Raw genomic sequence first — 26,420 nt, forward strand, 5'->3', positions numbered from 1 at the left:
CGCTTGATAGCGTCACGACACCCGCATGATGCCATGCGCACCCTTCTCGGCCAGGCTCATGACATGGTTGACTATGGAATAATCGCCTGGCTGATCGACCTTGAGCTCGACAAATCCGCCTTGGGCCGGCAGCAGGGGCAGGACCTGCGCTCCGGCCGATGAAGCGCCGGCAGAATTCACGCCTGCACCTCCGCCTATCAGATAGCGGCCCTCGGTCCAGACCGTATCGAACTGGGTGCCCACAATATGGAAGGACAGCGGCTGGTTGGGACCCGCATCCAGAACCCAAATGCGGACTCTTTGCCCCTTCTCCAGCTTGAGAGGGTGGGCGTCATATTGAAAGGCCCGTCCGTTGAAGGTCATGATATCCGGATTCATGGCCGCCACCTTTTCAGCATCGGCACTCCCTCCATTGGACCCCAGATAAATTTCAGACTGGACCAGAACATACTCCGCGCTTACCGGCGGCAGGGTGCCGTCATCGACGACCACGGCCCCGTACATGCCGTTGGCAATATGGTTTGACATGGGGTCGCTGCTGCAGTGATACATCCAAATGCCAGCCCGATCCGCGGTGAAGGTATACAGGAGCTCCTTGCCTGGCTCTATGTTGCGCATCATGGTCTGAGGGACGGCCGGGCCGGCGTGAAAGTCAATGGAATGGCTCATGCTTCCCTTGTTCCTGATGGTTACTTCAAAGGTGTCCCCCACCCGACCTCTGAGCACCGGACCTTGAGCCAGGGGCCGCGACCCTTTATCCCGTGGATCGCCCGCATCGTCGAAGCTCCAGACCGTGCGATCAAACCCTGCTGCCACCTGCTCCTTGCGCTCTTTGACGTCCAGTGTGTATTTTCTGGTTCCAGCATTCCCATGATTGTCCAGTGGCGGAAGGGCGGCCTTGGCGGGGTCGCTCTTCTCAGCCTGCGACTTGAGCTTGGCGGCTGATGGGACATGGCTTTGCACTGCCTTCCCTGCAGAGGACCGACTTTGCTCGGCAACGGTTCCCCCCTTTGCCCTGATCTTGAGCTCCATGCCCATCTGACGATGCCCTGCCAAGGAGCACCAGCCCAGTGTGTCGCCCCCCAGGACCCCTACGTCAACCGAGACGCTCTGGCCTACCGGAACTGACCCCGTGCTCTTGCCATTGGCGAAAACCAGGTCATGCCGCTGATCTCCGGTGTTCTGAAAATTTACAACCAGCCGGTCGCCTGCCTCGATGGTGATGGTATCCGGCACAAAGGCCATCCCCTTTACTCTGATTGAAGCTCGGCTGATGTGACCCGTCGGCTGGACGCTCTTCGATGAAGCCTCCTGGACACCTCCGGTGGGCGCAGCCCCGACCGAGACGGCCAGCGTCGGCCGCAGGGCCATCAAAACAACGGCGGCCACCAGGACCAGCACTGTAGCCGAGGTGGCAATCAGGTCCATCCGCAGGGCCAGGGTCCCAACATGTTCGGCTTGTGAACCCTCTGGCTGGCGCCGACGGTAGCGCTTGGATGCCAGGACCTGCTTGCCACGAGCAGCCAGGTAGACCACGGTCAGCATCATGGAGAGGATTCCCAGGACATTCAGCAGGTTCCCCGCCTTCCACAAGGGCGTGTAGAGCCGGATGGCTCCGAGGAGCCTGATCAGCAAACCGACTTGCATAAGCGCCCAGGCACCCCAAAGGAGCGGATGAAATGGCAGAGGCCTGCGAATGACGGAGGGGACGATCATGCAGACATGGGCAATGACCATGGTCATGATGAATCCCACAGCCAAGGCATGCAGTGCCATGTCGCCCCAGTAGGTGCTGGAATCCAGAGGTGCCGCCATCCAGATGAGGGCAGCCAGGAGTCCCCAGGCGTAGGCCGACAGCATGCAGGTGCCCATGAATCCTGGCAGGCCTCCATGATGGAAGGTGCCCTTGGCCACATCATGACTGGCCATGACCAGGAGGAGCAGGCCCAGGGACAGCCCCAGAAGCGGATAGCCGACCGAAGGCGCCATGGCTTGGACCGGCAGCATCAGGACCGCCAGGAGGCTGAGTCCCAGAATCCCCGATTCAAGACGGACATCCGAAAAGACCGCCCTGGCCAGTTCCACCCGTTCCCCCACGATGGTCAGAATCAGAAAGAAGAGCCAGGTTGGAGCCAGAACCGAGGCGTCCAATCCTGCAACCCATGCAGCAGCCCCGACCAGACCCACCAGGGATCCGAGGACCTGTATGAGCACCTCCGCAGAAGGCTGCCGACGCCAGATGGCCAAGTACATGGCTGTCAGGACCAACATGGACAAAGTCCACGGAATGCCGCCCAAAAACTCCACTCTGACCCATGCCGGGACAGCAGCGGGGCTCGAAACCATCAGCGACAGCAGGCAGAGCAAAGACCCCAGCAAGCCCAAGGCGGGAGCGAAAAATCCCCAGGAGGGTTTGCCAGGTCCGCCGCTACGATAAGCCACTGCCCTTTCAAGACCAATGGCAGCGCCCAAAAACCCATAGACCATGAGCCCGCCGTGCAGATCAGCCAGGGGTACCCTGCCTGAGGGATGGATCAGATCCGCGCGGATCAGCGCAGCAACAAGGCCAAGCAGCGCAGCCAGGCCTGCGCCGATGAGGAGGACCATCCTGGACCTGGGCAAGGCCGTCCTGCCGCCGGACTTGCGCATCTTCGCGTCATTGTGCATGGGTCTGTCCGCCTTGTCCTGGTTTGATAATTAATTTGATAGTTATACAATTTAATCGATGAGTCAGGAAATTCAAGCCCGTAAACAACTGGTCCAAGCCCCCGGCAAGCGCAGAAGCGGTGAGGAGATCCGCTCCGCAATCTTGGATTATCTGCATATGGCGGCCGAACAGACCGGCACAGGTCTGACCGCACAGCAGATCGGAGCTGCCTTTGGCATCCATCCGACGACTGCTCGTTTCCATCTTGAACATCTGGTCGAACAGGGCGAAGCAGTCCGCCGGAGAAACGACAGCGATGGTCAATCAGCCGGACGGGGCAGACCGCCTGTCATCTACTCCCGCACATCCACAAACCACACCCAGGAGGATATGATCTCCTCGCTCTGCATGGCTCTGGAAACTGCCTGCCCCGATACTGGCAGTAGGGATAGGGCTGCACTGAAAGCAGGTCAGGCCTGGGGCCGTGCCCTGGCCAGACAAAGCAGGGGGAATGCAAAAAAGGGCATGTCATCGAGCATGACGCAGACACTGTTGAACACTTTGGCCACCCTGGGGTTTGCTCCGGTTGCGGCAGAACCGGATTCAGCGAGTCTGTATCTGACCTCATGCCCCTTCTTGGACAGCGTCAACGCCCATCCCATCATCTGCACAATCCATCTGGGTATGGTCCAAGGAATCGTGGAGGGCAGCAGCATGGCGGCCAGGGACAAAAAGGCCAGTGTGTCGCTGAAACCTCTGTCATCGCCAAAGGGATGCTTCCTGAAAGCAGCGACAGCAGACAACCAACCAAGGAGGAAAGGAAAGCAATGACCTACGTGATTGCCCAGCCCTGCGTGGACGTCAAGGACAAGGCCTGCGTGGACGAGTGCCCGGTGGATTGCATCTACGAGGGCCCCAGGAACCTGTATATCAACCCCAACGAATGCATCGACTGCGGCGCGTGCGAGCCCGTTTGCCCCGTGGAGGCGATCTTCTACGAAGAGGACCTGCCAGAGGAATGGACCTGGTTCAAGGATGCCTCCGAAGACTTCTTTGCCCAGGTCGGTGACGCCGGCGGCGCCCAGGCCCAGGGACCCTATGATCACGACCATCCACAGGTCGCAGCCCTGCCCCATCAGAACAACTTCATCTGCATTCAGCCGGAATCACGCGGTCAGCGCGCGGTCTGGGTCCGCAAGGACCAAGCGGAATGAAGGCCGGTGCAAGCCATGACGATCACCAGGTCTTCCCCGACTTTCTGGACCGTCCTGTGGATCAGGCCGCCCGGATGCTTCTGGGCTGCTTGATCATTCGTGATTATGGGTCGGAAGGTGAACAGGCCAGGGTTCGAATTGTGGAAACCGAAGCCTACGATCAGAATGATCCGGCCAGCCACGCCTACGATGGACGATCGACCCGCAACGCCGCCCTTTTCGGCCCCAGCGGACACATGTATGTCTACTTCACTTATGGCATGCACTATTGCATGAACATCTCCTGCCAGGAGGACGGGTTCGGCGCCGGGGTGCTGATTCGAGCCTGCCAGCCAGTGCAGGGTCTGGATCTTCTGCGCAGCCACAGGCACGGCCGTCACCCGGACCAGGATCTGACCAACGGACCCGCCAAGCTCTGTCAGGCATTGGACATCGACAAGCGCCACTACGGCCACGACCTCAGAAAACCGCCCATCCGCCTGGCAACCGCTGGACTTGCCCAGGACGAGACCATCACGGCGACCCCCCGAATCAGCATATCCCATGCCAAAGAGACCCTGCGACGGTTCGTCATCACCGGCAACCCCTACCTGTCGCGATGAAAGGACAGGATCCTACACTTCTGACTTCTACGGCCTAAAGGGCGGCTTATTGCTCAACGTAGCGCGATTCCACACAGCTCTGGAATCGGACAAGCGAGAGAATGACAGCAGCCAGCAGAGCGATGATCAGCATGCCTATGAAACTGCCTGTTACCGGATTCAGTCCGAACACTGATGAGAAAGCCTTGAAGGCCCAGGTGGATGCCGTAAAACCGAGGCTGGTGGTGGCCGAAAAGATCCCCATGACCAGTGGATAGCGCTTGTGTGGAGTCAGATTGGACAGGAGGAAGGGGCAGGTGGCCATATTGATGGCACTACCTGAACCAACCAGGAAGGCGGATAAGCAGACCAACGGGAAGGAGCGGGTGGTCAGGAAGAGCAGGGCGCCCAGGGCCATCAGAAGGAAGGCGACCGGAATGGTCCATTGTCGACAAATCCGCTTGATGGCGTTGATACTAAGCCCGATCACGACCGAGGAACCCGTGTTGAACATCAGGGCCACCCCGGCTGCACTGGTGCCGCCCAGACCGTACTTGGCTATGTAGACCGCAAGCTTGTTGTAGAGGACCGCGACCAGGAAAATGCTCAGAAACCCGATAAGAATACAGGAAATGGTAGCCCACCAGCATTGTCCGCTTTTTCGGGAGGACGATACTTTAGAACCTACGACCTTTCCCGACTCCTCCTCGACGGCACCGACCCCGGGGACCATGAAGATGACCAGGACCAGGGCAGGCAAGGCCAGGAAATAAAGCCAATAGTTGTGCAGCCACCCTCCCTTGGCCAGAACACCGCCCAGGGCAAGAACCAGCATGGAAGAGCCATCCTGAACAGCCAGGACCAGCCCCATCAGCGCCGCCAACTTCCTCCCGCAGAAGAACCTGGCCGACAGACTAGGGAGAACTGTGGTAGCGATACCCACGCCAAACCCGACTACCAAAGCAAACAGGAGAAGCTGGCTTACGCTGCTGTGCACAACCAAGGGCATCAAGCCGCCCAGGGCGACGCACAGACAGCTGATGCAGGCAGCAATTCTGAAACTCATTCTGGTCAAGAGTTGGCCAAATAAAAGAGCTGAAACTATAGCTGCCGAAGAGCCTATGGAGACCACCGATTCAACGGTGGAGGGATCGGTATGAGGAAAGGATGCCTGGATGGCTGCAACGGAAGGAGAGATGATGGAGTCAAACCGCGACATGATGGCCAAGGCCATGATTCCGACCAGAACCCCAAGATTCCGTCTGGTCAATATCCCTGTGTGCTTTGGCTTAGACGTGCACGGGGCCGGTTCCATCGTTCCTGCCTCCCTCTCAATGTTAGCGGCACCATTTGGTTGATGGAGGGCAGTCTACTCCAGCAGCAGGGCCATGCCAACCAACACGACGAGGAAGAGCAGATTAAAAACGGTATAGATTTTCAGGTAATAGCCTTTCTTGCCCGGATACTGCTTGACTACAGCCTTGTAGGAAATCAGTGAGGCCATTGAAGCCACCAGGGTGCCGAGCCCACCCAGGTTGGTGCCCAGAATGATCGGGCGCCAAGCTGTCGAAAACCCTGAGACCAGGAGGGCCGTCGGCACATTGCTGATGAGCTGGCTGCACAGGACCGAGGTAATCAAAGGGTGGATATTGACCAGGCCGCTGACCAGGTTATAAAACTGGGGAATCCTCCTGGCGTTGCCTATGAAAATAAAGAAAGCCACGAAGGTCAGCAGCAGTCCCCAATCCACATGAAGAAAGACCCGCCTGTCGCAGATCAGAAAGGTCACCGCCACCACCAGGACCATGGCCCATTGTGGAATCAGCTTGGCCACACCGAGCAGGCAGACAAGAAAGAGAAGGAGATAGATGGCGATACGCCAGCCGCTGGACTGCTGCATCTCCTTGACCTGAGGCTGTATCCCCTCCTCCCTGGGCGCAAGTATGCTGCGGCGAATCTCTTGCGCATCCATGCCTTCGAACTTGTTCAGACGCTGATTCCTGAAGGCGAACCAGCAACACAGGAAGAGCATCAGTGCCGCAACCAGTGTATAAGGAGCCATAAGGAGGAGGAACTCACCAGCAGGCATCTCGGAGCGGGCCTTGAGGTATAAGTTGTGGGCATTGCCGATGGGCGTCAGCATGCTGCCCACATTGGCACCCAGGGTCATCAGGGTGACGATCAGCAGGGCATGGCTTTCCAGCCCGGCCATGATGAGAACAGCAATGGCGAAGGGCACGAAGGTAACCAGGGCTACATCGTTCGTGATGAACATGCTGGAGAAGAAGGGCAGGGAAACCAGGACCAGGGCCAGGCCACGCACCGAGCGGACACGGCTCAACAGGCCGGCACCAATGGCGTGGAAGACCCCGATGCGCTGGAAGCCGCAGACCACCATCATCAGGGAACCCAGCTGGGTGAGGGTATTGACGTGGATATAGCCCAGATACTGTCGGTCGGGAGGAATGAGGATGCAGGATACGAGAGCGATGACTGCCGCGACGACCAGGACGGTCTCGTTTTTCAGCAGTCCGATCACCCGATGTTGCATGGTCACCTCCGGCGAACGAATTCCCCACTTAGTTTACGCGCCGGCCCATGGCTTACAGGACCTCTCCTGGCGCTATTTTCCGCTGCTGAGCCTACGGTCGGAACACTTGCGAGCTACTGGCTGCTAGCCTGTCTCGCCCCGACTTTTGCCCTTGGTCGGATACGCATAAAGTCGGATGCCCACAAAGCATGGAAAGGGGTCCCGCGGATAGGTTGTATTCGCAGGGCCCCCATCAGTTGTCAATATTACTTGTCGTCCATTCGTTCCGGATCGGGGATCAGATAGGACAGAGCCAAGGCAATCAGCACCAGCACGCCGCCGCCGATCATGGCCGCCACATAGCCGGTACGGGCTCCCCCGGACGCCGCCAGGCCGCTCATGAATGCGTAGAGGACCGCATAGCTCAGGCCCGAACCGAGATTGAAGGCTCCGGCGTTGAGTCCCGGCAGATAACCGGTGTTGTCCGCAGGGGACAGGACCACGCCCAGCCCGTTGAGCATGATGTTGGCCGTCCCCGCATAGGAGACGCCCAGGATCAGGGAGAGGGCCACCAGACTCCAGATGCTGGGCACCAGGCAGACGTAGATGCCGAAGACCAGTCCCAACACGCTCACCAGCTGACCGACTCTCAGAACCTTGAGGTAGCCGAAGCGCGATGCCAGCGTCCCGGCCACCGGGCCGAAGACCAGACCGACCAGGGCATAGGGGGTCAGTGTGGCAAAGGAGACGATGCTGGCCTTCAAACCGACACCGACCTCGCCGTCCTGGGCCAGGGCCGGAACAATCCCGTTCATGATGGCGAAGACACCGACCATGGTGGTGAGAGTCGTCAGCAGAAGCCCCCAGGTGCGCCGCTGCTTGAGGTAGGTGGTGGTGACCATGGGTGCCGACGTGGAGCTTTCGACTTTCCAGAAGATCATGAAGAAGACCGCAGCAACCAGAATCTCGACAACCACAAGGATCCAGCGCGCCTGGGCTAGCTTCTCGACCTCATTGATAGCCAGATATGCGGCCAGGAAGGCGATGCAGAGGAAGACCACACCGGCCCAGTCCATGCGGGGGCGATCGTCTGCATAGCTCTCGCGGGCGAACAGTGCCACCAGAAGGACGGCAATCACCGCAATGGCCACCATGAACCAGAAGACCGAGCGGAAGCCGAAAGTGCCGGCCAGCCATCCACCCAGGATGGCATCAACGCCGCCGATGCCGCCGTTGACAGCCGTGAGAACAGCCATGAGCCTGGCGTATCGGGCCTCATCAGTCACTTCGGCGTGCAGCATGATCAGGGTCATGGGCACGACCGGACCGGCCACCCCCTGAATGACGCGCCCAATCATGAGCACCGTCACGTTGGGAGCCAAAGCGGAGACCACGCATCCCAGCGCCGTAAGGCTCAGCATGCCCAGCAGTACTTTCTTGCGGCCAGCCAGATCGCCCAGCCGGGGCAGGAAGAGGGAGAAGACCGCACAGGAGGTGAAGAACACCGTCTGGGTCAGACCGATGCTGGAGCTGCTGGCATTGAGCTCGGTCCCCATGGTCGTCAGGGCCGGCGAGAGCATGGAGGCGTTGAGCTGGAAGGCGAAGACGGCGGCCATGAGGGCCGTCATCAAGGCGACGATGGAAGAGCCTGAGCCGCCAGCGGTCGTATCTATGGGCTTATCAGTCTTGGGTGCGGCTATGTTCGAAGTCTTCATTGATCTCATCCAATCGCGGTGATGGCCTTGACCACCAGGTCCCAGAATCCCTGGAAGTCCAGCTTGACGGCCACCTGGGTGTGGCAGTCCTCGGCAGAGGGCTCCGGGCCGCGCAGATCGGCCACGGTCATCCCGCAGGTCAGGTCCCCGCGCAGCTCCACATCTACCGGGCAACGACGGGTGCTCACAATAGAGGGGTCGATCAGATAGGCCACAGTACAGGGATCGTGCACAGGCGGATCCACGAAGTCCTGGTTGTCCTGGTAGGACTTGCGGAAGAAGTCCATCAGCCCGCTGACGAAGTGGGCCGGATCGGTGCCGATGCCCTCGATGCGCTGTTGAACCTCCGGGGTGCACAGGGCTTGATGGGTCAGATCCAGCCCCACCATGGTGACCGGCCAGGGCTCGTTGAAGACGATGTGAGCGGCCTCGGGATCAACCTTGATATTGAATTCAGCGACAGCGCTCCAGTTGCCCACATGGTAACCGCCGCCCATGAGCACGACCTCGCGGACGCGATCGACAATGCGGGGTTCCTTGCGGACGGCCATGGCGATGTTGGTCAGGGGCCCAGTGGGAACCAGGGTCACCGTGCCCGGCTCCTCGCGCATGATGGTCTCGATGATCCAGTCGACTGCATGCCCGGGGTCCAGGGGTCGGGTAGGTTCAGGCAGCTCGACGCCGTCCAGGCCGGTCTGGCCATGGATGGAAGCAGCCACCTCCTGAGGACGCACCAACGGCCTATCGCATCCGGCATGGACCGGCACCTGGCGCGCATGTGCCTTCTCCAGCACAGCCCTCGCATTATAGGTAACCTTGTCCAGACTCTGGTTGCCGCCAACCGTAGTCACTCCGATCAGGTCGATCCGCGGATCGCCTACTGCCAGAAGGATAGCCACCGCATCGTCATGACCTGGATCGCAGTCCAGGATGATCTTGCGCGTCGTCATATACTCGCCTACGCCTTTCTCATGAATATGTCCTGGGCCATTGATCATGGCCCAGGACATGATACCGCTGATTGGCATTCAATCGATGTAGGCGCGTTAGACTGGTCAGCCCCGGACCTGGGCGAACCCACCCACTGCCCAGGCCAGTCGATCCCGAAGCTCGGGATCAACTGCGAATAGCCCCAATCCGTGCACCCCTCGTTTGAGCAGCACATTGAACTCGTGCCGAAGATTATCCACAGGATTCATCTCCGGCTCCGACCGCTGGTTGGTCGCCAATGTGTTGCAACTGAACTTGGGTTCGAATTCGATCTTTCCGTTCCTGTAAGTGACCGAGGGCCCGATAATGACCCCCGCGTAGTTGAGATCAAAACCTTGGATGGTGAAGATGGAGCCCACCTCATCAATGGTGAAAGGCAACTCGGCCCAGGCGATCCGGTGATTTGCAGTGGAGTTTCCCTGCGCCTCATATAGCTCGTAATTCCAGGGCATGGCGAATTCACCATCCCCGTCCTGCCCCTCTTCGGCCCACACCCATTGACCTGAATCCTCTTGGCGTAGTGCAACCTGCCAATGTCGGGAGGGTTCGCGTGGATCCGGTTGATTCTTGCTGCTATAAGGCCAGTCATAGGTGGCCAGGAGTCGGCAGAGGCCCAAGGAGCCCTCGCCCCTTTGCTCCTGGTCCTTTCGACGAATGAACTTCCTCAAGTCCGTAGGCGAGTCAAATACCTTGATCTCATAAGGATGTTCCGAAGGATCCGGACGCAAGGGACCAATGACGCCATCCTTGACTGTCATCCGATCCAGCCAGGCGCAGGTTGCAGGGTCAGCCTGAATGCGCATCTGTTGGTCCAAACGAACATGACTGACCTGGAAGGTATCCTCGCGTGCATGTTGGCCATCCCGTGACTTCTCACGGATGAGCATGGGTTGCGAGAAGGTTGTGCCATGCTCGGAACCCGTCAATCCCAGAAGCCGACTTTCCTGGGCATCCACGAACTGGGATCCACGCAAGACCTGTTCCGGGTCGAAGACCACGATGGCCACTTTTGACCGCCGGAGAATATCGTAGAGCTGGTTGCCTCCGGAGTAGCTCTGCGACCCTTGTGTCAGCAGCAGATGTGCCTCGTCAATCAGCACCACATCCGCCTTGGCATCGACGCTATTCATAGGATCCGCTGCCCTGCCTGTGGATCGGCCATTTCGATTGGTGTGCTTGCTGAACCGGTTGATGAACTGGACAGCGCCAACCACGCACTGGCCGCGCTGCTTTTGCAATCCAAGCTTCAGAGCCATCTGGTTATAGACATTGGCCTGCTCGGCCTGGTTGACAATGATGTAGGAACGCTGCCTGGCCTTTGCCGAACGGTTATCGTCCTTGCCGTTCAAGTTCCCATAGATGCCATATCTGGCACATATCTGATAGAAGAGATGGCTGAGCAAAACGGTCTTGCCGGTCCCTGACATGCCCTGAACGACAATGACCTGGGTATGGACTTTATCGTTGATCCGAACCGGTCCTGTCGATTCCGTCAATGAGTGGAAACCCTCGTCACGATTTTGAACAATGACCGACTCCAACACATGCAGCACAGCCTCTTCAGCCCGCCGTTGCTCGTCGGTGAGTTTGCGGAAGGGCGAGGCCTTGAACAGGGCGGAATCCAGGATCGCCTTCTCTTCCGGGAACAGATCGGGCTCCATTTCGTGCAGGGTCTGCCAGGCCTTGGAAAAGATGCTGTCGAACTCGTCGCTGGTGTAATACATATCCTGAGCGTTGGTTCTACGGTTCATAACCAGCTTGACCGCGTCTACGCTCTGCATATACCCCATCAACCGATTTTCCATATCCAGAGTCAGGGACTTATTGAAGTGGCGATCACCGATGATGTACTGGCAGACCCTGTCCTGATGATTGCGCATGAATCGCACCAGGCGTTCCCAATCCGTTCGTGTACGTGGATCCAGCTCGATGTGCTGCCTGGTTCGAGAACGGATGTCGTTGGTCTCACCGACGTAAACCACATAAGGGGGTCCACCACCATGCTTTTTGCCACTGTCCCCTACGTCGGCAGAGACAATATATACAGTGGGATAGCGCAGGAACAGCTCCTCAAGCAGCCTCTCCTCGAAATTGCTGTCCCGGCTGCCGACAGCTTCCGACTGCTTGTACTCGGCAATAGCCTTGGAAAAATCCTCATCCCTGAAATTGCCATAGGGCAGAGTCATCACCACAGGCTGCGGCGCACTTGATGAATCCATGATTTTCACTATGCCACGAACCCATACCAAACTGATGCAAGGAGAGCCGACTGATAGGCTCGAAATCATGATCAGCAAGGAAACGGAAACAGCGGTGATGGATTTTGTGCACGAGCGCGACTGGGATCAATTCCATACGCCCGCAAATCTGGCCAAATCAATCTGCATCGAAGCCGCCGAGCTCTTGGAATGCTATCAGTGGGGGGATGATCCCAGGGACGGAGATGAGGGCCACGTGACCGACGAACTGGCTGACGTGCTCACCTATTGCATCCAGCTGGCGGATCGGCTGGATCTGGACATGGACCGAATCATCATGGACAAACTGCAAAGGACGGCCGAGAGGTATCCGGTGGCAACCTCACGCGGCTCCAGCCGGAAATACCGGCCCCTGCAGTAGGCGGATCGATTCAGCAGGTCTGCGCAGCCGACGGCCCCGACCGTCCGAGTCGCTTGGCGATCAGTGCGGATAGATCATCCAAGGTGACTCCCCGATAGCTGTTTATGGAAGCGAACTGAGGGCCTGACGAGGTGTCGACCGGGTTGGTGCCGGTATAGGCCACAGTGGTGGCTCCTGATGCCACAGCCGAAGTGATGCCGGTCAAGGTATCCTCGAAAGCCAGGCAGGAGGCCATCAGATCAGGGCTGTTGATGCCCACCAGACCGGCCGCATGCAGATAGGGGGCAGGATCGGGCTTCTGGGCCAGCCCATCATCCCCGCAAACATAGTCGGCAAAAGCCCCCTTGGGTGCCTTGGCGACCACAGCCTGAGCCATGCGGCGTGGCGAAGTAGTGACCAGAATCGAAGGGATGCCAGCCTCAACCAGGTCTGTCAGGATGGCACGAACCCCTTCGATCCATGGCATGTGACGCTCCTCCATGGCGATTACCCCATCGATCAACAAATCCGGAATCTGGTCCTCAGGAAGGTCAAGACCACGCTCCCGCATTAACCTTGCCACTTTGGTGAGAGGTTTGCCGGAAACCTGCCAGCCCATGTCGGCATTCCAGTCCCCCCCATGCTCGCGCACCAGATCGACCTCCGCCTGATGCCAGTAGGGCTCTGAATCGATCAAGGTTCCGTCCATGTCCCAGAAGACCGCAAGCGGTCGGTGACCCATATCAGACCGGGCTTTGTCAGTCGACCCGGCACGGCTTTCTTCCCTTTTATGCTCCATGTTCATGCATTCACCCTATCGGCAAGGCTCGTCTTGAGAATAGCGCTGCTGCGCATTACTTGGCATGAAGATCCGGCCATGGATCAGGTAGCAGCTCATCCAGACCCAGATTAAGCACTTGAGCAACTGCCATTATGTTGATCAAACTGGGATTGGCTGGGCTCCCGGGTCGCGACTGACCATGCTCCAACTGTTGATATGCGAATCGGGAAAGGTTGGCATTATAGGCGACGAACTCTTGGCTGTAATGTAAAGCCGTCCTTCGGCGTTGTATGTTCAAGCCTAATACCACGGCGTATTCCGCCCACCCGCTCGGTACTTGAGAATGTGCCATACAGCCAAAGTAGGAACAAAGAGTGAATTATCGTGCTTTACCAGTAATACTATATTTGTAAGGCATTACGGGTTTATAAACAAGGAAGAATTCTCAAACTCTGCCTTGCATCAACAATGAATTTGTCGCTGTTCAAGCTACTGCGTTGCTTGTAGTAGCACCTGGATATGGATATTTCTTCGTCATCGGAGCCAACAGTCTTTTTGGTATCGACACGCAGACACCCGACTGGATGCTGATACCTTTGGTCCAACTGGCCGTCCTGCATCTGGAGGCTCAGGCGATCTACCGTCACACCAGGAATCCCTATCTGGGTGGCATCATAACTGCGATTATGGTCACCGTGATGACCTGAATCAACTCCCAGCTCTACTTCTCCGCCTTACAGGAAACTAAAAACCCAAGTCCTTCCCGCCCCTGTTCGGAAGCAAAGATGTCAACAAGGACAGGGAGGACTAACCTATCTGATCACCAGTTCACTCGGCGTTGCCGAAGACTTGGTTGCGCAATTCGTTGCGCTGGGTCTCGTATTGGGTGAGCTGGCCAAGAAGATCGAACTTCTCCTGTCCGTCTGGCAACTGATTCATCCGATGCCTGGCCGATGCAATAAGCCGCATGTAGGTGGCGTCCAACAGTCTTGCCAGCAATTCGGAAGCATACTGACGCTCCTCCGGGCTAGGCTGCTTCAGCTGAACATCCGTGTCATCGGAGTCTGCACCCTGTTCGTCCCCATTATCGCCTTTCTTGGAGCCCGGTACTGAGCCCCTCTGCCTATCCTCCTGCTTATCCAAATTCAGCGGCAAGGGCATGACAGCCAACTCGTTGATGGCCGACTCCAGCATGGGCCCGCCCGCCTTGGTCAGATTATGCATCCACAGTCCCTGAGGCGTCTTTTTGTCAGGCAACCCTCCGGCGGCCTGCACAGCCCGATAGAGCGAGCGGAAAATCGGAACCTCGAAACTTTCCGGACTCAGCTGGCCGAAGGCATCGGATCCGACCGCCCTGGGAATCTGGATAAGCACGCCCATGAACTGCTGCTCACAGATGAAGACCGAATCATCGATGTGATGATAGCCCTGTCGGAGGGCATCCTCACGCTGTATCCTCCGGCGTTGCATGGCGTCGTCGCTGCCATGGCCCGCGCGACCTCCCGATTCATTTGCACCGCGGTGAGGAGTGCGGACCGCATAGGCATCCTGGTCCTTTACATGCAGCTTGCGACGGGCCCTGTTGACCTCCTGACGCAGCAGATCCAGATCCACCCCGATTTTTCTGGCGGTCTTGCGGGTGTAGGCCCCCACCAGGGAGCGATCCCTGATCTGCGCCAGGATGGGTGCCACAGCCTTGACAGCCCCCATTTGCCCGGTAGTGTACTGGGTGTCGAACATGGCCACAGCGGTGTCGATGACGAAGTCGTACAGCGGCCGGGCATGCTCGACCAATGATCGCACGGCCTCATCACCGTACCGGATACGCAGATCGCAGGGATCCAGATTTTCCCGGGCCACCGCTACGAAGGTCTGCGTCAGGAAGCTCCCGTCAAGGCCGAAAGCATGCAGGGCGGCCTTCTGCCCGGCGGCATCCCCGTCGAAGGTGAAGACCACCCGGGAGCCCTGGACCGGTCCCACCAGTTGGATAGCCCCCAAGGCGTCATCAGAGATGAGTCTACGGACGATCTTGGCGTGGTCCTCGCCGAATGCAGTGCCGCAGGTGGCTACGGCCGTGTCAACGCCGGCAAGGTGGCAGGCCATGACGTCGGTATAACCCTCCACAATGACCACCTGCCGCTTTTTGACGATGGCATCCTTGGCCAGGTCGATGCCGTAGAGCACCTGATTCTTGCGGTAGAGCTGGGTGTCCGGCGTGTTGATGTACTTGGCATTGATGCCGTCGTCCTCATAGAGCTTGCGAGCGCCGAAGCCCAGGGTACGGCCCGTGGAATCCCTGATAGGCCAGGTGACCCTGCCCCGGAAGTAGTCATAGACCCCCCGTTGTCCCTGCCTGGCCAGACCCGCATCCAGCATCTCCTGCTGGGTGAAGCCCTTGGTAGCAAGATGGCGAACCAGGTTGTCCCATCCTCGTGGAGCGTATCCGCAGCCGAAATGTGCGCTGTCAGCCTGGGAAAAGGTCCTGCCCGCCAAGAGCTTGCGCGCCGCCAGCGCCTCCTTGCTCATGATCTGCGAGACGAAAAAACGCTGGGCTTCCTCGTTGGCCTCCAGCAGCCGGGAACGTTTGGACCCGCGGCGCTTGTCCTGGCGGGAGTTTTCATAATGCAGCTCGATCTGGTACTTGTCTGCCAGGATCTCGACGGCATCGCCGAACTCGACGTTCTCCTCCTGCTCCACGTAGGTGAAGACATCGCCACCCAGGCCGCAGCCGAAGCAGTGCCAGACCCCCATGGACGGACGCACCGAAAAAGAGGGAGACTTCTCGTCGTGGAAGGGGCACAGGCCCATGTAAGTGCCGGAACCTGAAGGCTTCAGAGTCACGCTTTCAGATACGATCTCATACAGATCGGCCTTGGCTCTGACCTTCTCGATGTCTTCCTTCTTGATCATTCCGGACATGACACCCAGCCTACCGGTTCAGGGCGATGTGTTGCGCCCGGCATAAATGCCGCAGGCCTAGGGGCAGACCAGGGAATGCAGGGCCAGCGCCGAACCGTCGGTCAGGGAGGCCACCTGGTCGATGGCCACCCTCAGGCGTTCACCATCCGAACCCGCCTGGCGCCAATCCTCCAGGAAGACATCCTCCAGAGCATCCGAGGGGGCTGGCGAGTCGGCCATCATAACCTCAACCAGGTCGGTCACGATTTTCAGCTGCTCTGCGTGGAAGGGCTCCTTCTCACGGGGAGCCATGACGAAGTAGACGGCAATCCCCTTCAAGGCCACAATCTCGTAGGAGGTCCGGGCAGGAATGACCAGCCCCGCCGAATACCTGGTCAGCGGGCCTTGGCCGTGGCGGCTTCGGGTGGCCGCCTCCACGGAGTCGGCAAAGCGTCCGATCAGGTAACTGGTGGTGTTTTTCAACGTAGCCAGGGCCCGGCGTGAACCGTCGAAGCCCGTCGGCAGCATGCCACGGACGGCCTCCAAGGCTCGGACCAACTGGTCGGCATCCCATCGGTCCCCATACCAGGATCGGGCGGCCCGGACCACGCCATCGATGATCCGGGGCTCAGCCAGCCGTTCAGGCACGAAGGAACCGACCACAATGGCGTCCTCCACGTCATGGACGCTGTAGGCGATGTCGTCAGCCAGGTCCATGACCTGGCACTCCATAGGTGTGCTGGCCTGCGGCGCCCCCTGCTTAAGCCAATGGAAGACCTCCTGGTCGTCCGGATAGACGCAGAACTTGGCGGTCCTCTCCCCCTTGGGATGAGCCGAGGCCTCGGCCAGGGTCCAGGGATACTTGACCGCAGCGTCCAGGGCAGCCCTGGTCAGGTTGACCCCTGCTGAACGTCCGTCCGGGTGGAAGACCTTGGGCTCCAGCCTGGTCAGTAGTCGAAGGGTCTGCGCGTTGCCCTCGAATCCCCCTATATCCGAGGCCAGCGAGGACAGGGCACGTTCGCCGTTGTGGCCGAAGGGCGGATGACCCAGGTCATGGGCCAGGCAGGCACAGTCCACCACATCGGGGTCGCAGCCCAGCATGGTCCCGATCTGCCGTCCAATCTGGGCCACTTCAAGAGTGTGGGTCAGCCGTGTGCGGGCAAAGTCGTCAGTGCCGGCGACCAGGATCTGCGTCTTGGCCCCCAACCGACGCAGCGCCGAAGAATGGACCAGGCGCGCCCGATCACGTTCGAAAGGAGTCCTGCCGCTGGTCTTTGGAGGCTCTGGAGCCCACCTTTCCTGATCCCGGGCGGAATAGCCCTCGGCCAGCAGGCGGGAACCGCCCTCCTCGTCAGTGCCCATCAGGCGTGTCCGCTCTGTTCAGTCCAGATTGTCCACGACCACCACTTCAGTGGGCACATTGCCCGCCGTGGCCTTGGAATAGGGGCAGAGTTCCTGGGTGCGCTCCACCAGACGGGTGGCCAGATCACGATCGACACCAGGCAGGCAGACCTCGATCAGAGCCTTGATGCCGAAGGACTCGCCCTGGTCACCGAGGGAGATATGGGTGCGCACCCTGCTCTGGGCCAGCTTGGTGGCCGGCACGCGCAACTCCTTGCCGGCCAGTCCCATGGCTCCCTGGAAGCAGGCGCCCCAACCGATTGCGAAAAGCTGCTCGGGATTGGTGCCCTGGCCCTTGCCCCCCATGGCCTTGGGTGTGTCCAGGTCCAGGGAGAGGTCGGGCTCGTGGCTGTCCGCATGGCCCTCGCGACCACCGGTGATGTCAGCTACGGCTGTGTATGAGATATTGCTTGGTTCATTTCCTGTATATGTAGTCATAACCTCATCTCACCACTTATGTTGCCCCTTGACAAGGCCCCAGGTCTAGGTTCTACCTGTGATAGTGGTCTCAAAGAATGGATTCAGGGGCAAACAGATGCAGGTCGGAAGGGTTCACCACCTCGTGCACACCAAGGTAAAGTCGTGGAATCCGGCTACGCAGGCAGGTGAAAATCTCATAGCTGATGGTGTCGGCGGCCCGGGCCCAGTCATCAGCGGTTGGCTCGGCCTGATCCTCCCCCTGGCCCGGCCCGAAGAGGACAACAGTATCGCCCTCGCTCACTCCCAAATCCGAAGCCATACCCTTCAGATCCAGTACGCACTGGTCCATACAGACCCTTCCAGCGACACGAACCAGCCTGGGCCCTTGGCGAGTCATCAGACGGACGGGACCGCCCAGGTGCTCGCGGCCTATGGCACCCTCGCGGTCGAAGCCCGAGGCTGACCGATGGATACCATCAGCGTAGCCCAGTGGCATGATGGCCGTGCTTGTCGGATTCTCCGTCAGATAGGTACGCCCGTAAGAGATGCCATGACCGGCCGGCATATCCTTGACGGTGCCCAACTGGGCCTGGAGGGTCATTGCCGGACGCAGACCATAATCGGCCGAAACCCCCATGGAGGGATCGGGCTCGTAACCGTACAGGCCGACGCCAGGACGGGTCAGGTCATAACGTATCCCAGGACGGGTGAGCGTGGCTGCGGTATTGGCCAGATGCCGGATTTCAGGCTTCATGCCTGCGGCGGTCATCCTATCGGAGAACTCCTCGAACAGGGCGATTTGCTCGTCAGTGGACGACACGAACTCGTCAACGTCAGGCATGTCGGCCACTGCCAGGTGGCTGAAGAGCCCCACAGGTTCCAACAGACCCTGGGCGGCCAGGCGGGAGAGCTCACGCAGGGCATCCTCGAAGGTTTCAGGAGTGAAGCCGTTGCGTCCAAAGCCGGTGTCCACCTTGATATGGACACGGGCAGGCCTGCCGATCTGATCTGCCGCCTGCGCCGCCATGTCCATGGTCTTCAGGGAACCGATGCCCAGGTCGATGTCAGCCTGAATCAGCTGGTCGAAGGGCGCGCGGTCCCCATTGAACATCCAGGACAGAATCCGGCAACGGTCGGGGCCGATGCCTGCTCGGCGCAGACGCAGGGCCTCGCTGGACTGGGCCGTGCCTAGCCAGGTGGCCCCGCCGGACAAGGCCGCCAGGGCTGTGGGGATGAGCCCGTGCCCGTAGGCATCGGCCTTGACCACACCCATGACTGCAGCACCGGGGTTCGTGGAATGAACCAGCTTAACCAGGGTGGCCATATTGGCCTTCAAGGTCCGCAAGTCCACGATGATCTGCCCAGGATAGGCCCGAAGAGCTTGCTCGTAATGCTGCTGGCCCTCGGGCCCGGAAAACCGCCATGCCGGTGCTGCACTCAATGTCATGGCCCCATTGTGCGACGCCGCAGCGACGGTCGGCACCCGCCCTCAGACGGCAACCAAATGCTTGGCCGCCCTCTCGCGCTCAGCCAGGTCAAGGGGCCGATCGTGCCGCTGGTAGGCCACCCGCACGTTCTCGATCTCCTTGTTCTCAGGCATGATGATGTTGCCGCAGCGGGTGAACCCATGAGTCTCCAGGATGTGCTGCATGGCATAGTTCTTCAGTCCCGTGTCGGCGCGGATATTCTCGTACCGGCGCATGCTCCAGTCAAGCAGGTCCCCAGCCGCGTGACGCCCCAGTCCCGAGGCAGCCACCCGATGGATGGTGGTATAGGGCCGGTCGTCAAGCCAGCTGCCATCAATGACCTTATAGTCGGGTTCCGGGTCATGAAAGAGAGCAAAAACACCGATGATGCGCTCGTGACTGCCCTTGTGCTCGTCCAACTCAGGTTCAGGATAGGCTGGATCCTCAGGAATCTGATCCATGCCAGCTGCATCGTCAACCAAGAGCATGGTGTGGCCCCCGGCGATGTCCTCACGGATGCGTTCAGGCAGAGGGTACTTGTCCCCCCACTGACGGGGGTTGCCGGTCTCGGCCATCCGCTTTCTGGCGTAGGCGTAGACAGGCATGATCGCCTCAAAGTCGTCCATGGTGGCATGACGGATCCAACGTGCAGTCTCCATCGCGTACCTGCTCACTGTGGCTACCTCTTTCTCGACCGGTGCGGCAGGGACGAGACCCGCCCCCGCGATTGCCGAAGTACGAGTGTATCCATCAGCAGGCAGTCACGAAGTGAGTACGCATTGAGCGAATCGGGGAATAGTTTGGGCTATTGTGCACTCTCCTGAACCCGATCTTCCGAGCGCAAACGACGAGCACGGGTCAGGTTGACCACGCTGTGTCGGCTGACCAGACGGGTTGGCATGACCACATGCCGCTGGAACTCCTTGCCCTGGCGTGCATCAAGAATCATTCCCACCGCCATCCTGGCCATCAAATCAAATGGCTGGTCCACCGTGGTAAGAGCGGGCATCAGATAAGAGGATGGATATACGTTGTCGAATCCGACCACAGACAGGTCCTGCCCGGGCTCCAGCCCACGTTCGCGCGCCGCTCTGTAGATATTGACGGCTGTCAAGTCGTTGCAGGCCAGAATCGCTGTTGGACGATGCGCGCGGTCCAGCAGATCGCAGGCGGCTTGGTACCCTCTGTCAGGCAAATAGTCTCCCTGCTGAACCATATTTGACGGCAGACCGGCACCAATGGCCGCCAATGCTGCTCGGTATCCAGCCAGTCTGGCCTGCGCGGATTGCACATTCGCCGGTCCAGCGATAACGCCAATGCGCCGGTGCCCGGCATCAAGAAGGCATTTGGCCGCTTGGTATCCTCCGGTCCAATTGTCTAGCGTTATGCTCATGTCCTCATCGCTTACCAAGTCCACCGGATCGACCGCCACTAGGGGAATGCCCCTTGCCTTGAGCACATTCTTGCCCTCCTGGTCTATGGAGGACATCTGGGTGATCACACCCAGCGGGTTGCGATCAATGATCCCCCTCAGGCATTCCTCGGCACGCCGCTGGTGATCGGTCTGTGTCACCGTCAGAGCCAAACCGGCATCCAAAGCCCACTTTGAGGCATAACGTATCATCTCGATAGTGCCATTGTTGGCAATATAATCCACAACCAGCTCAATAGTCTGAGCAATCTTCGTGCTGACAAGCGGATGCGCATAGCCCTCGTCTGCCAAAGCTTTTTCGACTCTTCGACGGGTTTTTGCCGCCACGCCCGGTCGACCGTTGATCACCTTGGAGACGGTCGAAGCAGAGATGCCGAGCTGCTCGGCTATGGCGCCAACGTGCGGATTGCCTGGTTCCTGTCTGGCCATGTGCGTCCTTTCCATTACCCACCAATCGTAACCAAGGAAGCAGCGAAAGCATCCACGTCAGATTTAGAATTTTTACATTTCTAATTTTCAAATTTCTATTTCTACGCCTATACTGGGGTATACGTTCACAAGATTGGCAAAGGAGCCACGATGAGTACTATCACTGCGGTGAAAACGTATGACTTTCGTTTTCCCACTTCTCTGACCCTCTCAGGGTCGGATGCCATGAACAAAGACCCAGACTATTCGGCTGCCTATGTGGAAATACACACCTCGGCTGACGACGGCATCAAAGGTTGTGGTCTGGTCTTCACCATCGGACGAGGCAACGATGTTGTTTGCAGAGCCATAGATTCCATAGGAGAGACTCTGCGTGGCCTAGAGGTTGAACGTCTGCTGGACAGCATGGGTCTGGCCTGGGACCTATTGGTCCATGACTCACAGCTGCGCTGGCTGGGGCCCGAAAAGGGAGTAGAGCACATGGCCATTGGCGCACTGCTGAGCGCCCTTTGGGACATGAAAGCCAAAAGGGCGAGAAAACCCTTGTGGTTGCTGCTGGCTGAAATGGATCCTGAGGATCTTGTCAGCACATTGGACTTTCGATATCTGTCTGACGCCCTGCGCCCCGAGGAGGCCATAGACATCCTCAAGGATGGGCAATCCGGCAAGCAGGAGCGCATCGAGGACATTCGCCAGCACGGGTACCCCGGTTATTCGACAGCACCAGGCTGGCTTGGCTATAGCGACGAAAAAATGGTGGAGATCGCTAAACGGGAGACGCAGGAAAAGGGCTTTAAGCAGATCAAGCTCAAGGTAGGCCAGAACCTCGATGATGACATACGCCGCCTGGGACTGGCCAGGGATGCCATCGGTCCCGACGTCCGCCTGGCCGTCGACGCTAATCAGGTCTGGGATGTCCCGCAAGCCATTGATTGGATCAACCATTTCCATGACTTCGACCTGGCATGGGTCGAAGAGCCCACCAGCCCCGACGACATCATCGGCCACGCAACCATTGCCAGGGCCATCAATCCCATCCCCGTGGCAACCGGCGAACAGATGCAGAACCGCATCATGTTCAAGCAATTCCTGCAGGCTAACGCCTTCGGCATCATGCAGATCGACGCCACCAGAGTGGCAGGCCCCCAGGAGATAGTTCTGGAATACCTGCTGGCTCGCAAGTTCCACAAGATAGTCTGCCCCCACGCCGGCGGGGTCGGATTGTGCGAGATGGTCTGCCACTTCGCCATGTTCGACTACGCAGCCGTCTCCTGCACCACACAGGGCCGAATGATCGAATACGTAGACAACCAGCACGAATATTTCGTGAACCCCGTGCGTATCAGCCAAGGCATGTATCAGGCACCGACCGCTCCCGGCAATGGGGCTGAAATGACCGTGGAGACTGCACAGCGCTACCTCCATCAGAAGTGACCTCGGGCCACCTCAATCAAAATCCGGTCCAATCACTGGACCTCTAACAAATCATCCATCCATATAGACAAAGGAGTTCTCATGGATTTGCATCTCAAGAACAAGGTATTCATCATCACCGGTGGCTTCAAGGGCATCGGCAGGGGCATAACCCTACAACTGGCCCAGGAGGGCGCCATAACCGCAGTCATAGACCGTGACGAGTCAGCCAGGGACCAGTTCTGCAAAGACATCGAGGCCTATACCGATACCTACCGGACCTTCATTTTGGATCTGAATGACACCGACGGCATAGCCCCCATTGTGGAGCAGGTACACAAGGAATTCGGCCATATCGATGGCATAGTCAACAACGCTGGAGTCAACGACAACAAAGCTTTGGAAACCACTGACTGGCGGGAGTTCGAGCGTTCCGTACACGGCAATCTCACCCACTACTACGAGCTCATGCATGCCTCTTGTGCCTACCTCAAGGAAAGCCACGGATCCGTCATCAACATCACCTCCAAAACCGCCGTGACCGGTCAGGGCAAGACCAGCGCCTACGCGGCAGCCAAGGGCGGAGTTCTGGGCCTGACCAGAGAATGGGCTGCGGCCTTGGTGCACGATGACGTACGAGTGAACGCCATCGTGGTCTCGGAATGCTGGACCCCGCTCTATGCCGACTGGATCAAGACCTTTGGCGATGAAAAGGCCCAGCAGGCCCGTCTCTCAGTCATCACAGACAAGATTCCTCTGGAACATCGCATGACCACACCCGAGGAGATCGGGAACACCGCCACCTTCCTGCTCTCTGATCGCGCATCACACACCACCGGCCAATGGGTGTTCGTCGATGGCGGATACGTCCACCTGGACCGGGCACTGAATTGAGCTCTGCCATGGAAAATACAAATACACGAAACAAGGGCGGGTCCAAGGCCACTGTCGCCATAACCCTGGTCATCGGACTCTTCTTCATCTGGGGATTGACCATGAATCTGGTCAACGCCCTCAACAGCCCATTCAGCAACTACATGGAGCTGAACAGCACCCAGGCATCGCTGCTGCAGGTGGCCTACTACGGAGCCTACTTCGTCATGGCCATCCCAGCAGGAATCATCTCCAAGCGCTTCGGCTACAAGGGCGGGGTCATTTCCGGACTGATACTGTTCGCGGTTGGAGCATTCATCGTGGTACCAGCCACAAATATGGCCAGCTACGGACTCTTCTTATTCGCCATGTTCGTGGTAGCGCTGGGAGCCTCCTCGCTGGAGACCAACTGCAACCCTTATGTCACCAAGCTGGGCGACGAAAAAGGCGAATCCTTCAGACTCAATCTGGCACAGAGCTTCAACGGCGTCGGCAACGTGGTAGGGCCTCTGATTTTGGGCAGAGTCCTGTCCAAAACCCTGACCCCAAAAGAGCCGGGCTTTGAGCAAGCCAAGGTCAAGTTCCTGTCAGATACCAGAATGATCTATATCGTCATCGGCATCGTCCTTCTGCTGGTGTTAGCTGTCTTCATCGTCTTCAAACTGCCAACACCGCCCGGCGATGACGAGCAGGAGGGGGAAACTGGCACCGGTTCCGGCACCTCAAGTCTGTTGAAACGCCCTTACTTCGTACTGGGCGTGATTGCCGAGTTCATTTTTATCGGCTTGCAGGTGGCAGGCATGGCCATGTTCTCCGCTTATGCCCTCAAACACTGGGGCGCCGGCATCACCGCCGGTCTGGCTGCCACACTGTTGGCCTTGCTGTCGCTACTGTTCACCCTTGGGCGGTTCCTGACCACTCCGTTAATGACCAAATTCGATGCCGGCAAGATACTGGGCATCTACATGTGCATCACAGCCGTGCTGATGGTTCTGGTATTCCTAGGTCTGGGACGGTTCTCGGTCATTTGCTTCCTGGTTGCCTATCTGTTCATATCAATCGGATACCCCACCATCTTCTCGCTGACGCTCAAGGGCATCAGGGGCAACGATGCCAAGACCGGCTCTTCGGCGCTGGTCATGAGTATCGTCGGAGCAGCCCTGATCCCGCTGCTGCTGGGTGCCATTCAGGATGCCATGGGCATCGAAATCGCCATGCTGGTGACCGTGCCCGGATTCCTCTACATTGCCTGGTATGCCTTCCGTGGGTGCCGCATAGGTCTTAAGCAGGGAGCCTGACATGACACGACAACTACAGGTCATCGATGCTCACTTCCATATGTGGAATCTTGAGCGGCAGCATCTGCCATGGCTGGACGGAATGCCCTCACTGGACCGAAGCTTTCCCCTTCATGAGCTCGAAAACGAGTACGAGCAGCTGGGAGCGGAATTTCTGGGCGGAGTCTATGTGGAAGTAGACTCGGATGACCCCCTGTTAGAGGACCGCTTGGTCTATGAGAACAATGACCCCAAAATCCTTGCCCGAATGCTCCGAGCCCAGGTAGGGCCCTATATGAGAGTGCCCATCAACGCTACGGGCATCAGAGAGCCACTGCATACTGACTCTGCCCCTCGCGGCCGTTGCATGGAACCCTCCTTCATCGCTGGGCTCCGCGCCATGGCTGATAAGGGCCTGCCCTTTGAGCTATGCAACCGGGGGGCAGAACTGCCGGACATGGCTCAGGCTTTCTCTCAGGTTCCTTCCCTGACTGTCATCATGGACCATCTGGGCAACATGCCCGACTTGTCGCCGGCCTCCAGAAAGGCCATGCAGGCCATGGCGGCCCTGCCGCACTGTTATATCAAGGTGTCAGGCGACTTGCCGGTCGATCGCGACATCGTCGCCTTCGTCAGGGACACATTTCCCCCGGATAGGATCCTCTATGCCTCCAACTGGCCGGTCGTCACCGTGCACTCCTCACTCAGGGAACACTGGCAACTGATGCTGGACATCTTTGGCCCTGATGAGGACTTCTTCAAGCACAATGCCATGAGGGCCTATGGGATCCATGCCGATATGCTTACTGTGGAAGGGTGAACATGAGCACATCATCAGCTAAATTCGAGGGAATATTCTGCCCGTCGATTACCATCAGCGACGATCAAGGAGTCATCGACACCGACCTGTGGGGACGACATCTGGACCATCTGATCCAGGCTGGCATTAATGGAGTGCTTCTGTTCGGAAGCATCGGCGAGTTCTATGCCTATGATCTCCAAGAGAAGCGCTCAGCCCTGCAATTTGCCGTCGACCATATACGGGGGCGCATGAAGTTATTCGTCGGAGTAGGCGACACTGACATGGACCGGGTTATGGATCTGACCAAGTTTGCCGGACAAATCGGCGCCGATGCCGTAGTGGCTGTCAGTCCCTATTATTTCGGTCCTTCGGAACCGACCGCTTACCGATATTTCACCAGCATCGCCCAGGCCTCGGCTGTACCGGTGATCCTCTACAACTTCCCTGCTCGTACAGGTAACGACTGCTCACCGGAGTTGGTCGCGAGACTGGCTCAGGAATGTACAAACATCGTTGGCATCAAAGACACGGTGGACACAATCAGCCACACACGTCGGGTCGTATCAGCAGTCAGACGTGTCAGCCCTGAGTTCTCGGTGTTCTCTGGATTCGACGAATACTATATGGTCAACCGCATTTGCGGAGGTAACGGTGTTTTATCGGGCCTGACCAACGTGGAGCCGGAAACCTTCGTTGCCATGCATCGGGCCTATCAAGAGGGCGATTACCGGACTGCGCTAGACAAGGCCCGACGCATCAACCACTTGATGGCAATTTACGACACTGCGGATTTGTTCGTATCGGCCATCAAGGGAGCCGTGCGACTGCAGGGTCTGCCCATCAGCACACGCATCCGCGAACCTGCCATGCAGATTGATGATGACCAGATGAAACAGATCGGAACCATACTGCGTAGTTGAGCTTTCGTCTCTTCATTGAACCGGGCTTAAGGA

24 protein-coding genes are annotated in these 26,420 nt (G+C 58.5%); 11 read left to right on the top strand and 13 right to left on the bottom strand.

The window, feature by feature from the left end:
- Nucleotides 1–12: 12 nt before the first annotated feature.
- A complete protein-coding gene (locus JF70_RS08585) occupies nucleotides 13–2,667 on the bottom strand; it encodes a multicopper oxidase domain-containing protein (RefSeq protein ID WP_052690772.1) in 2,655 nt (884 codons plus the stop codon).
- Between the two features lie 58 nt (nucleotides 2,668–2,725).
- On the opposite strand from JF70_RS08585, the gene JF70_RS05685 reads away from it, so the two are divergent.
- The 3 genes from JF70_RS05685 to JF70_RS05695 are packed head-to-tail and all read left to right on the top strand — an operon-like array spanning nucleotide 2,726 to nucleotide 4,463.
- The gene (locus JF70_RS05685) at nucleotides 2,726–3,478 is read left to right on the top strand and encodes a helix-turn-helix transcriptional regulator (RefSeq protein WP_156149615.1); all 753 of its coding nucleotides are present in this window, start codon (nucleotides 2,726–2,728) and stop codon (nucleotides 3,476–3,478) included.
- Entirely contained in the window at nucleotides 3,475–3,861 is a 387-nt protein-coding gene (fdxA, locus tag JF70_RS05690; protein ID WP_045935596.1) for a ferredoxin, read from the top strand. Before JF70_RS05685 ends, fdxA begins: the two co-directional genes overlap by 4 nt.
- Nucleotides 3,858–4,463 (top strand): DNA-3-methyladenine glycosylase, encoded by a 606-nt coding sequence (locus JF70_RS05695; protein ID WP_045935597.1) that lies wholly within the window; start codon nucleotides 3,858–3,860, stop codon nucleotides 4,461–4,463. Before fdxA ends, JF70_RS05695 begins: the two co-directional genes overlap by 4 nt.
- 46 nt (nucleotides 4,464–4,509) lie before the next feature.
- Here the strand turns inward: JF70_RS05695 and JF70_RS08775 are convergent, their stop codons facing one another.
- Complete coding sequence (locus JF70_RS08775; RefSeq protein ID WP_338058846.1) at nucleotides 4,510–5,676, bottom strand: MFS transporter; 1,167 nt, start codon at nucleotides 5,674–5,676, stop codon at nucleotides 4,510–4,512.
- Here JF70_RS08775 and JF70_RS09195 point away from each other — a divergent pair.
- Complete coding sequence (locus JF70_RS09195) at nucleotides 5,618–5,800, top strand: hypothetical protein (protein ID WP_045935599.1); 183 nt, start codon at nucleotides 5,618–5,620, stop codon at nucleotides 5,798–5,800. The two genes, JF70_RS08775 and JF70_RS09195, sit on opposite strands and share 59 nt — an antisense overlap.
- 11 nt (nucleotides 5,801–5,811) lie before the next feature.
- On the opposite strand, the gene JF70_RS05710 is transcribed toward JF70_RS09195, so the two are convergent.
- The 4 genes from JF70_RS05710 to JF70_RS05725 all read right to left on the bottom strand — a co-directional run bounded on the left by JF70_RS05710 (nucleotide 5,812) and on the right by JF70_RS05725 (nucleotide 11,896).
- Nucleotides 5,812–6,993: an SLC13 family permease gene (locus tag JF70_RS05710; protein ID WP_045935600.1), complete on the bottom strand. Its 1,182-nt coding sequence runs from the start codon at nucleotides 6,991–6,993 to the stop codon at nucleotides 5,812–5,814.
- A gap of 245 nt (nucleotides 6,994–7,238) precedes the next feature.
- Complete coding sequence (gene uriT / locus JF70_RS05715) at nucleotides 7,239–8,687, bottom strand: uridine transporter UriT (RefSeq protein ID WP_156149616.1); 1,449 nt, start codon at nucleotides 8,685–8,687, stop codon at nucleotides 7,239–7,241.
- A 5-nt stretch (nucleotides 8,688–8,692) separates the two neighbouring features.
- Complete coding sequence (gene uriH, locus JF70_RS05720) at nucleotides 8,693–9,637, bottom strand: uridine-preferring nucleoside hydrolase UriH (protein ID WP_045936181.1); 945 nt, start codon at nucleotides 9,635–9,637, stop codon at nucleotides 8,693–8,695.
- A gap of 105 nt (nucleotides 9,638–9,742) precedes the next feature.
- A complete protein-coding gene (locus JF70_RS05725) occupies nucleotides 9,743–11,896 on the bottom strand; it encodes a DUF2075 domain-containing protein (protein ID WP_045935601.1) in 2,154 nt (717 codons plus the stop codon).
- 67 nt (nucleotides 11,897–11,963) lie between these two features.
- Here JF70_RS05725 and JF70_RS05730 point away from each other — a divergent pair, with 67 nt between their 5' ends.
- Nucleotides 11,964–12,296 (top strand): nucleotide pyrophosphohydrolase, encoded by a 333-nt coding sequence (locus tag JF70_RS05730; protein ID WP_045935602.1) that lies wholly within the window; start codon nucleotides 11,964–11,966, stop codon nucleotides 12,294–12,296.
- A 10-nt stretch (nucleotides 12,297–12,306) separates the two neighbouring features.
- Here JF70_RS05730 and JF70_RS05735 read toward each other — a convergent pair whose 3' ends face one another.
- Nucleotides 12,307–13,017, bottom strand: a complete 711-nt coding sequence (locus tag JF70_RS05735; protein WP_045936182.1) for an HAD family hydrolase — start codon at nucleotides 13,015–13,017, stop codon at nucleotides 12,307–12,309.
- 536 nt (nucleotides 13,018–13,553) lie between these two features.
- Between JF70_RS05735 and JF70_RS05740 the strand changes: the two genes are divergently transcribed.
- Nucleotides 13,554–13,763 (top strand): hypothetical protein, encoded by a 210-nt coding sequence (locus JF70_RS05740; RefSeq protein ID WP_045935603.1) that lies wholly within the window; start codon nucleotides 13,554–13,556, stop codon nucleotides 13,761–13,763.
- 121 nt (nucleotides 13,764–13,884) lie between these two features.
- Here JF70_RS05740 and dnaG read toward each other — a convergent pair whose 3' ends face one another.
- From dnaG to JF70_RS05770, 6 genes are all read right to left on the bottom strand, one after another.
- Nucleotides 13,885–15,975: a DNA primase gene (gene dnaG / locus JF70_RS05745; protein WP_045935604.1), complete on the bottom strand. Its 2,091-nt coding sequence runs from the start codon at nucleotides 15,973–15,975 to the stop codon at nucleotides 13,885–13,887.
- Nucleotides 15,976–16,032: 57 nt separating this feature from the next.
- Nucleotides 16,033–17,316 carry a deoxyguanosinetriphosphate triphosphohydrolase gene (locus JF70_RS05750; RefSeq protein ID WP_045935605.1) on the bottom strand — a complete coding sequence of 428 codons (1,284 nt, stop codon included), beginning with the start codon at nucleotides 17,314–17,316 and terminating at the stop codon, nucleotides 16,033–16,035.
- A gap of 18 nt (nucleotides 17,317–17,334) precedes the next feature.
- Nucleotides 17,335–17,793, bottom strand: a complete 459-nt coding sequence (locus JF70_RS05755) for an Ohr family peroxiredoxin (protein ID WP_045935606.1) — start codon at nucleotides 17,791–17,793, stop codon at nucleotides 17,335–17,337.
- A 70-nt stretch (nucleotides 17,794–17,863) separates the two neighbouring features.
- The gene (gene alr, locus JF70_RS05760) at nucleotides 17,864–19,222 is read right to left on the bottom strand and encodes an alanine racemase (protein ID WP_045935607.1); all 1,359 of its coding nucleotides are present in this window, start codon (nucleotides 19,220–19,222) and stop codon (nucleotides 17,864–17,866) included.
- A 42-nt stretch (nucleotides 19,223–19,264) separates the two neighbouring features.
- Nucleotides 19,265–19,900: a hypothetical protein gene (locus JF70_RS05765; protein WP_045935608.1), complete on the bottom strand. Its 636-nt coding sequence runs from the start codon at nucleotides 19,898–19,900 to the stop codon at nucleotides 19,265–19,267.
- Between the two features lie 146 nt (nucleotides 19,901–20,046).
- The gene (locus tag JF70_RS05770; RefSeq protein ID WP_052690774.1) at nucleotides 20,047–21,102 is read right to left on the bottom strand and encodes a LacI family DNA-binding transcriptional regulator; all 1,056 of its coding nucleotides are present in this window, start codon (nucleotides 21,100–21,102) and stop codon (nucleotides 20,047–20,049) included.
- A 150-nt stretch (nucleotides 21,103–21,252) separates the two neighbouring features.
- Here JF70_RS05770 and JF70_RS05775 point away from each other — a divergent pair, with 150 nt between their 5' ends.
- The 5 genes from JF70_RS05775 (at nucleotide 21,253) to JF70_RS05795 (ending at nucleotide 26,387) form a co-directional block, all read left to right on the top strand.
- Complete coding sequence (locus JF70_RS05775) at nucleotides 21,253–22,536, top strand: enolase C-terminal domain-like protein (protein ID WP_045935610.1); 1,284 nt, start codon at nucleotides 21,253–21,255, stop codon at nucleotides 22,534–22,536.
- A gap of 81 nt (nucleotides 22,537–22,617) precedes the next feature.
- The gene (locus JF70_RS05780; protein ID WP_045924701.1) at nucleotides 22,618–23,409 is read left to right on the top strand and encodes an SDR family oxidoreductase; all 792 of its coding nucleotides are present in this window, start codon (nucleotides 22,618–22,620) and stop codon (nucleotides 23,407–23,409) included.
- 8 nt (nucleotides 23,410–23,417) lie between these two features.
- Nucleotides 23,418–24,686 carry an MFS transporter gene (locus tag JF70_RS05785; protein WP_045935611.1) on the top strand — a complete coding sequence of 423 codons (1,269 nt, stop codon included), beginning with the start codon at nucleotides 23,418–23,420 and terminating at the stop codon, nucleotides 24,684–24,686.
- A gap of 1 nt (nucleotide 24,687) precedes the next feature.
- Nucleotides 24,688–25,485 (top strand): amidohydrolase family protein, encoded by a 798-nt coding sequence (locus JF70_RS05790; protein WP_045935612.1) that lies wholly within the window; start codon nucleotides 24,688–24,690, stop codon nucleotides 25,483–25,485.
- Nucleotides 25,486–25,487: 2 nt separating this feature from the next.
- Nucleotides 25,488–26,387 (top strand): dihydrodipicolinate synthase family protein, encoded by a 900-nt coding sequence (locus JF70_RS05795; protein WP_045935613.1) that lies wholly within the window; start codon nucleotides 25,488–25,490, stop codon nucleotides 26,385–26,387.
- Nucleotides 26,388–26,420: the final 33 nt, after the last annotated feature.

The sequence above is a fragment of the Bifidobacterium mellis genome (assembly GCF_000967265.1).
GTDB classification, from domain to species: Bacteria; Actinomycetota; Actinomycetes; order Actinomycetales; family Bifidobacteriaceae; genus Bombiscardovia; species Bombiscardovia mellis.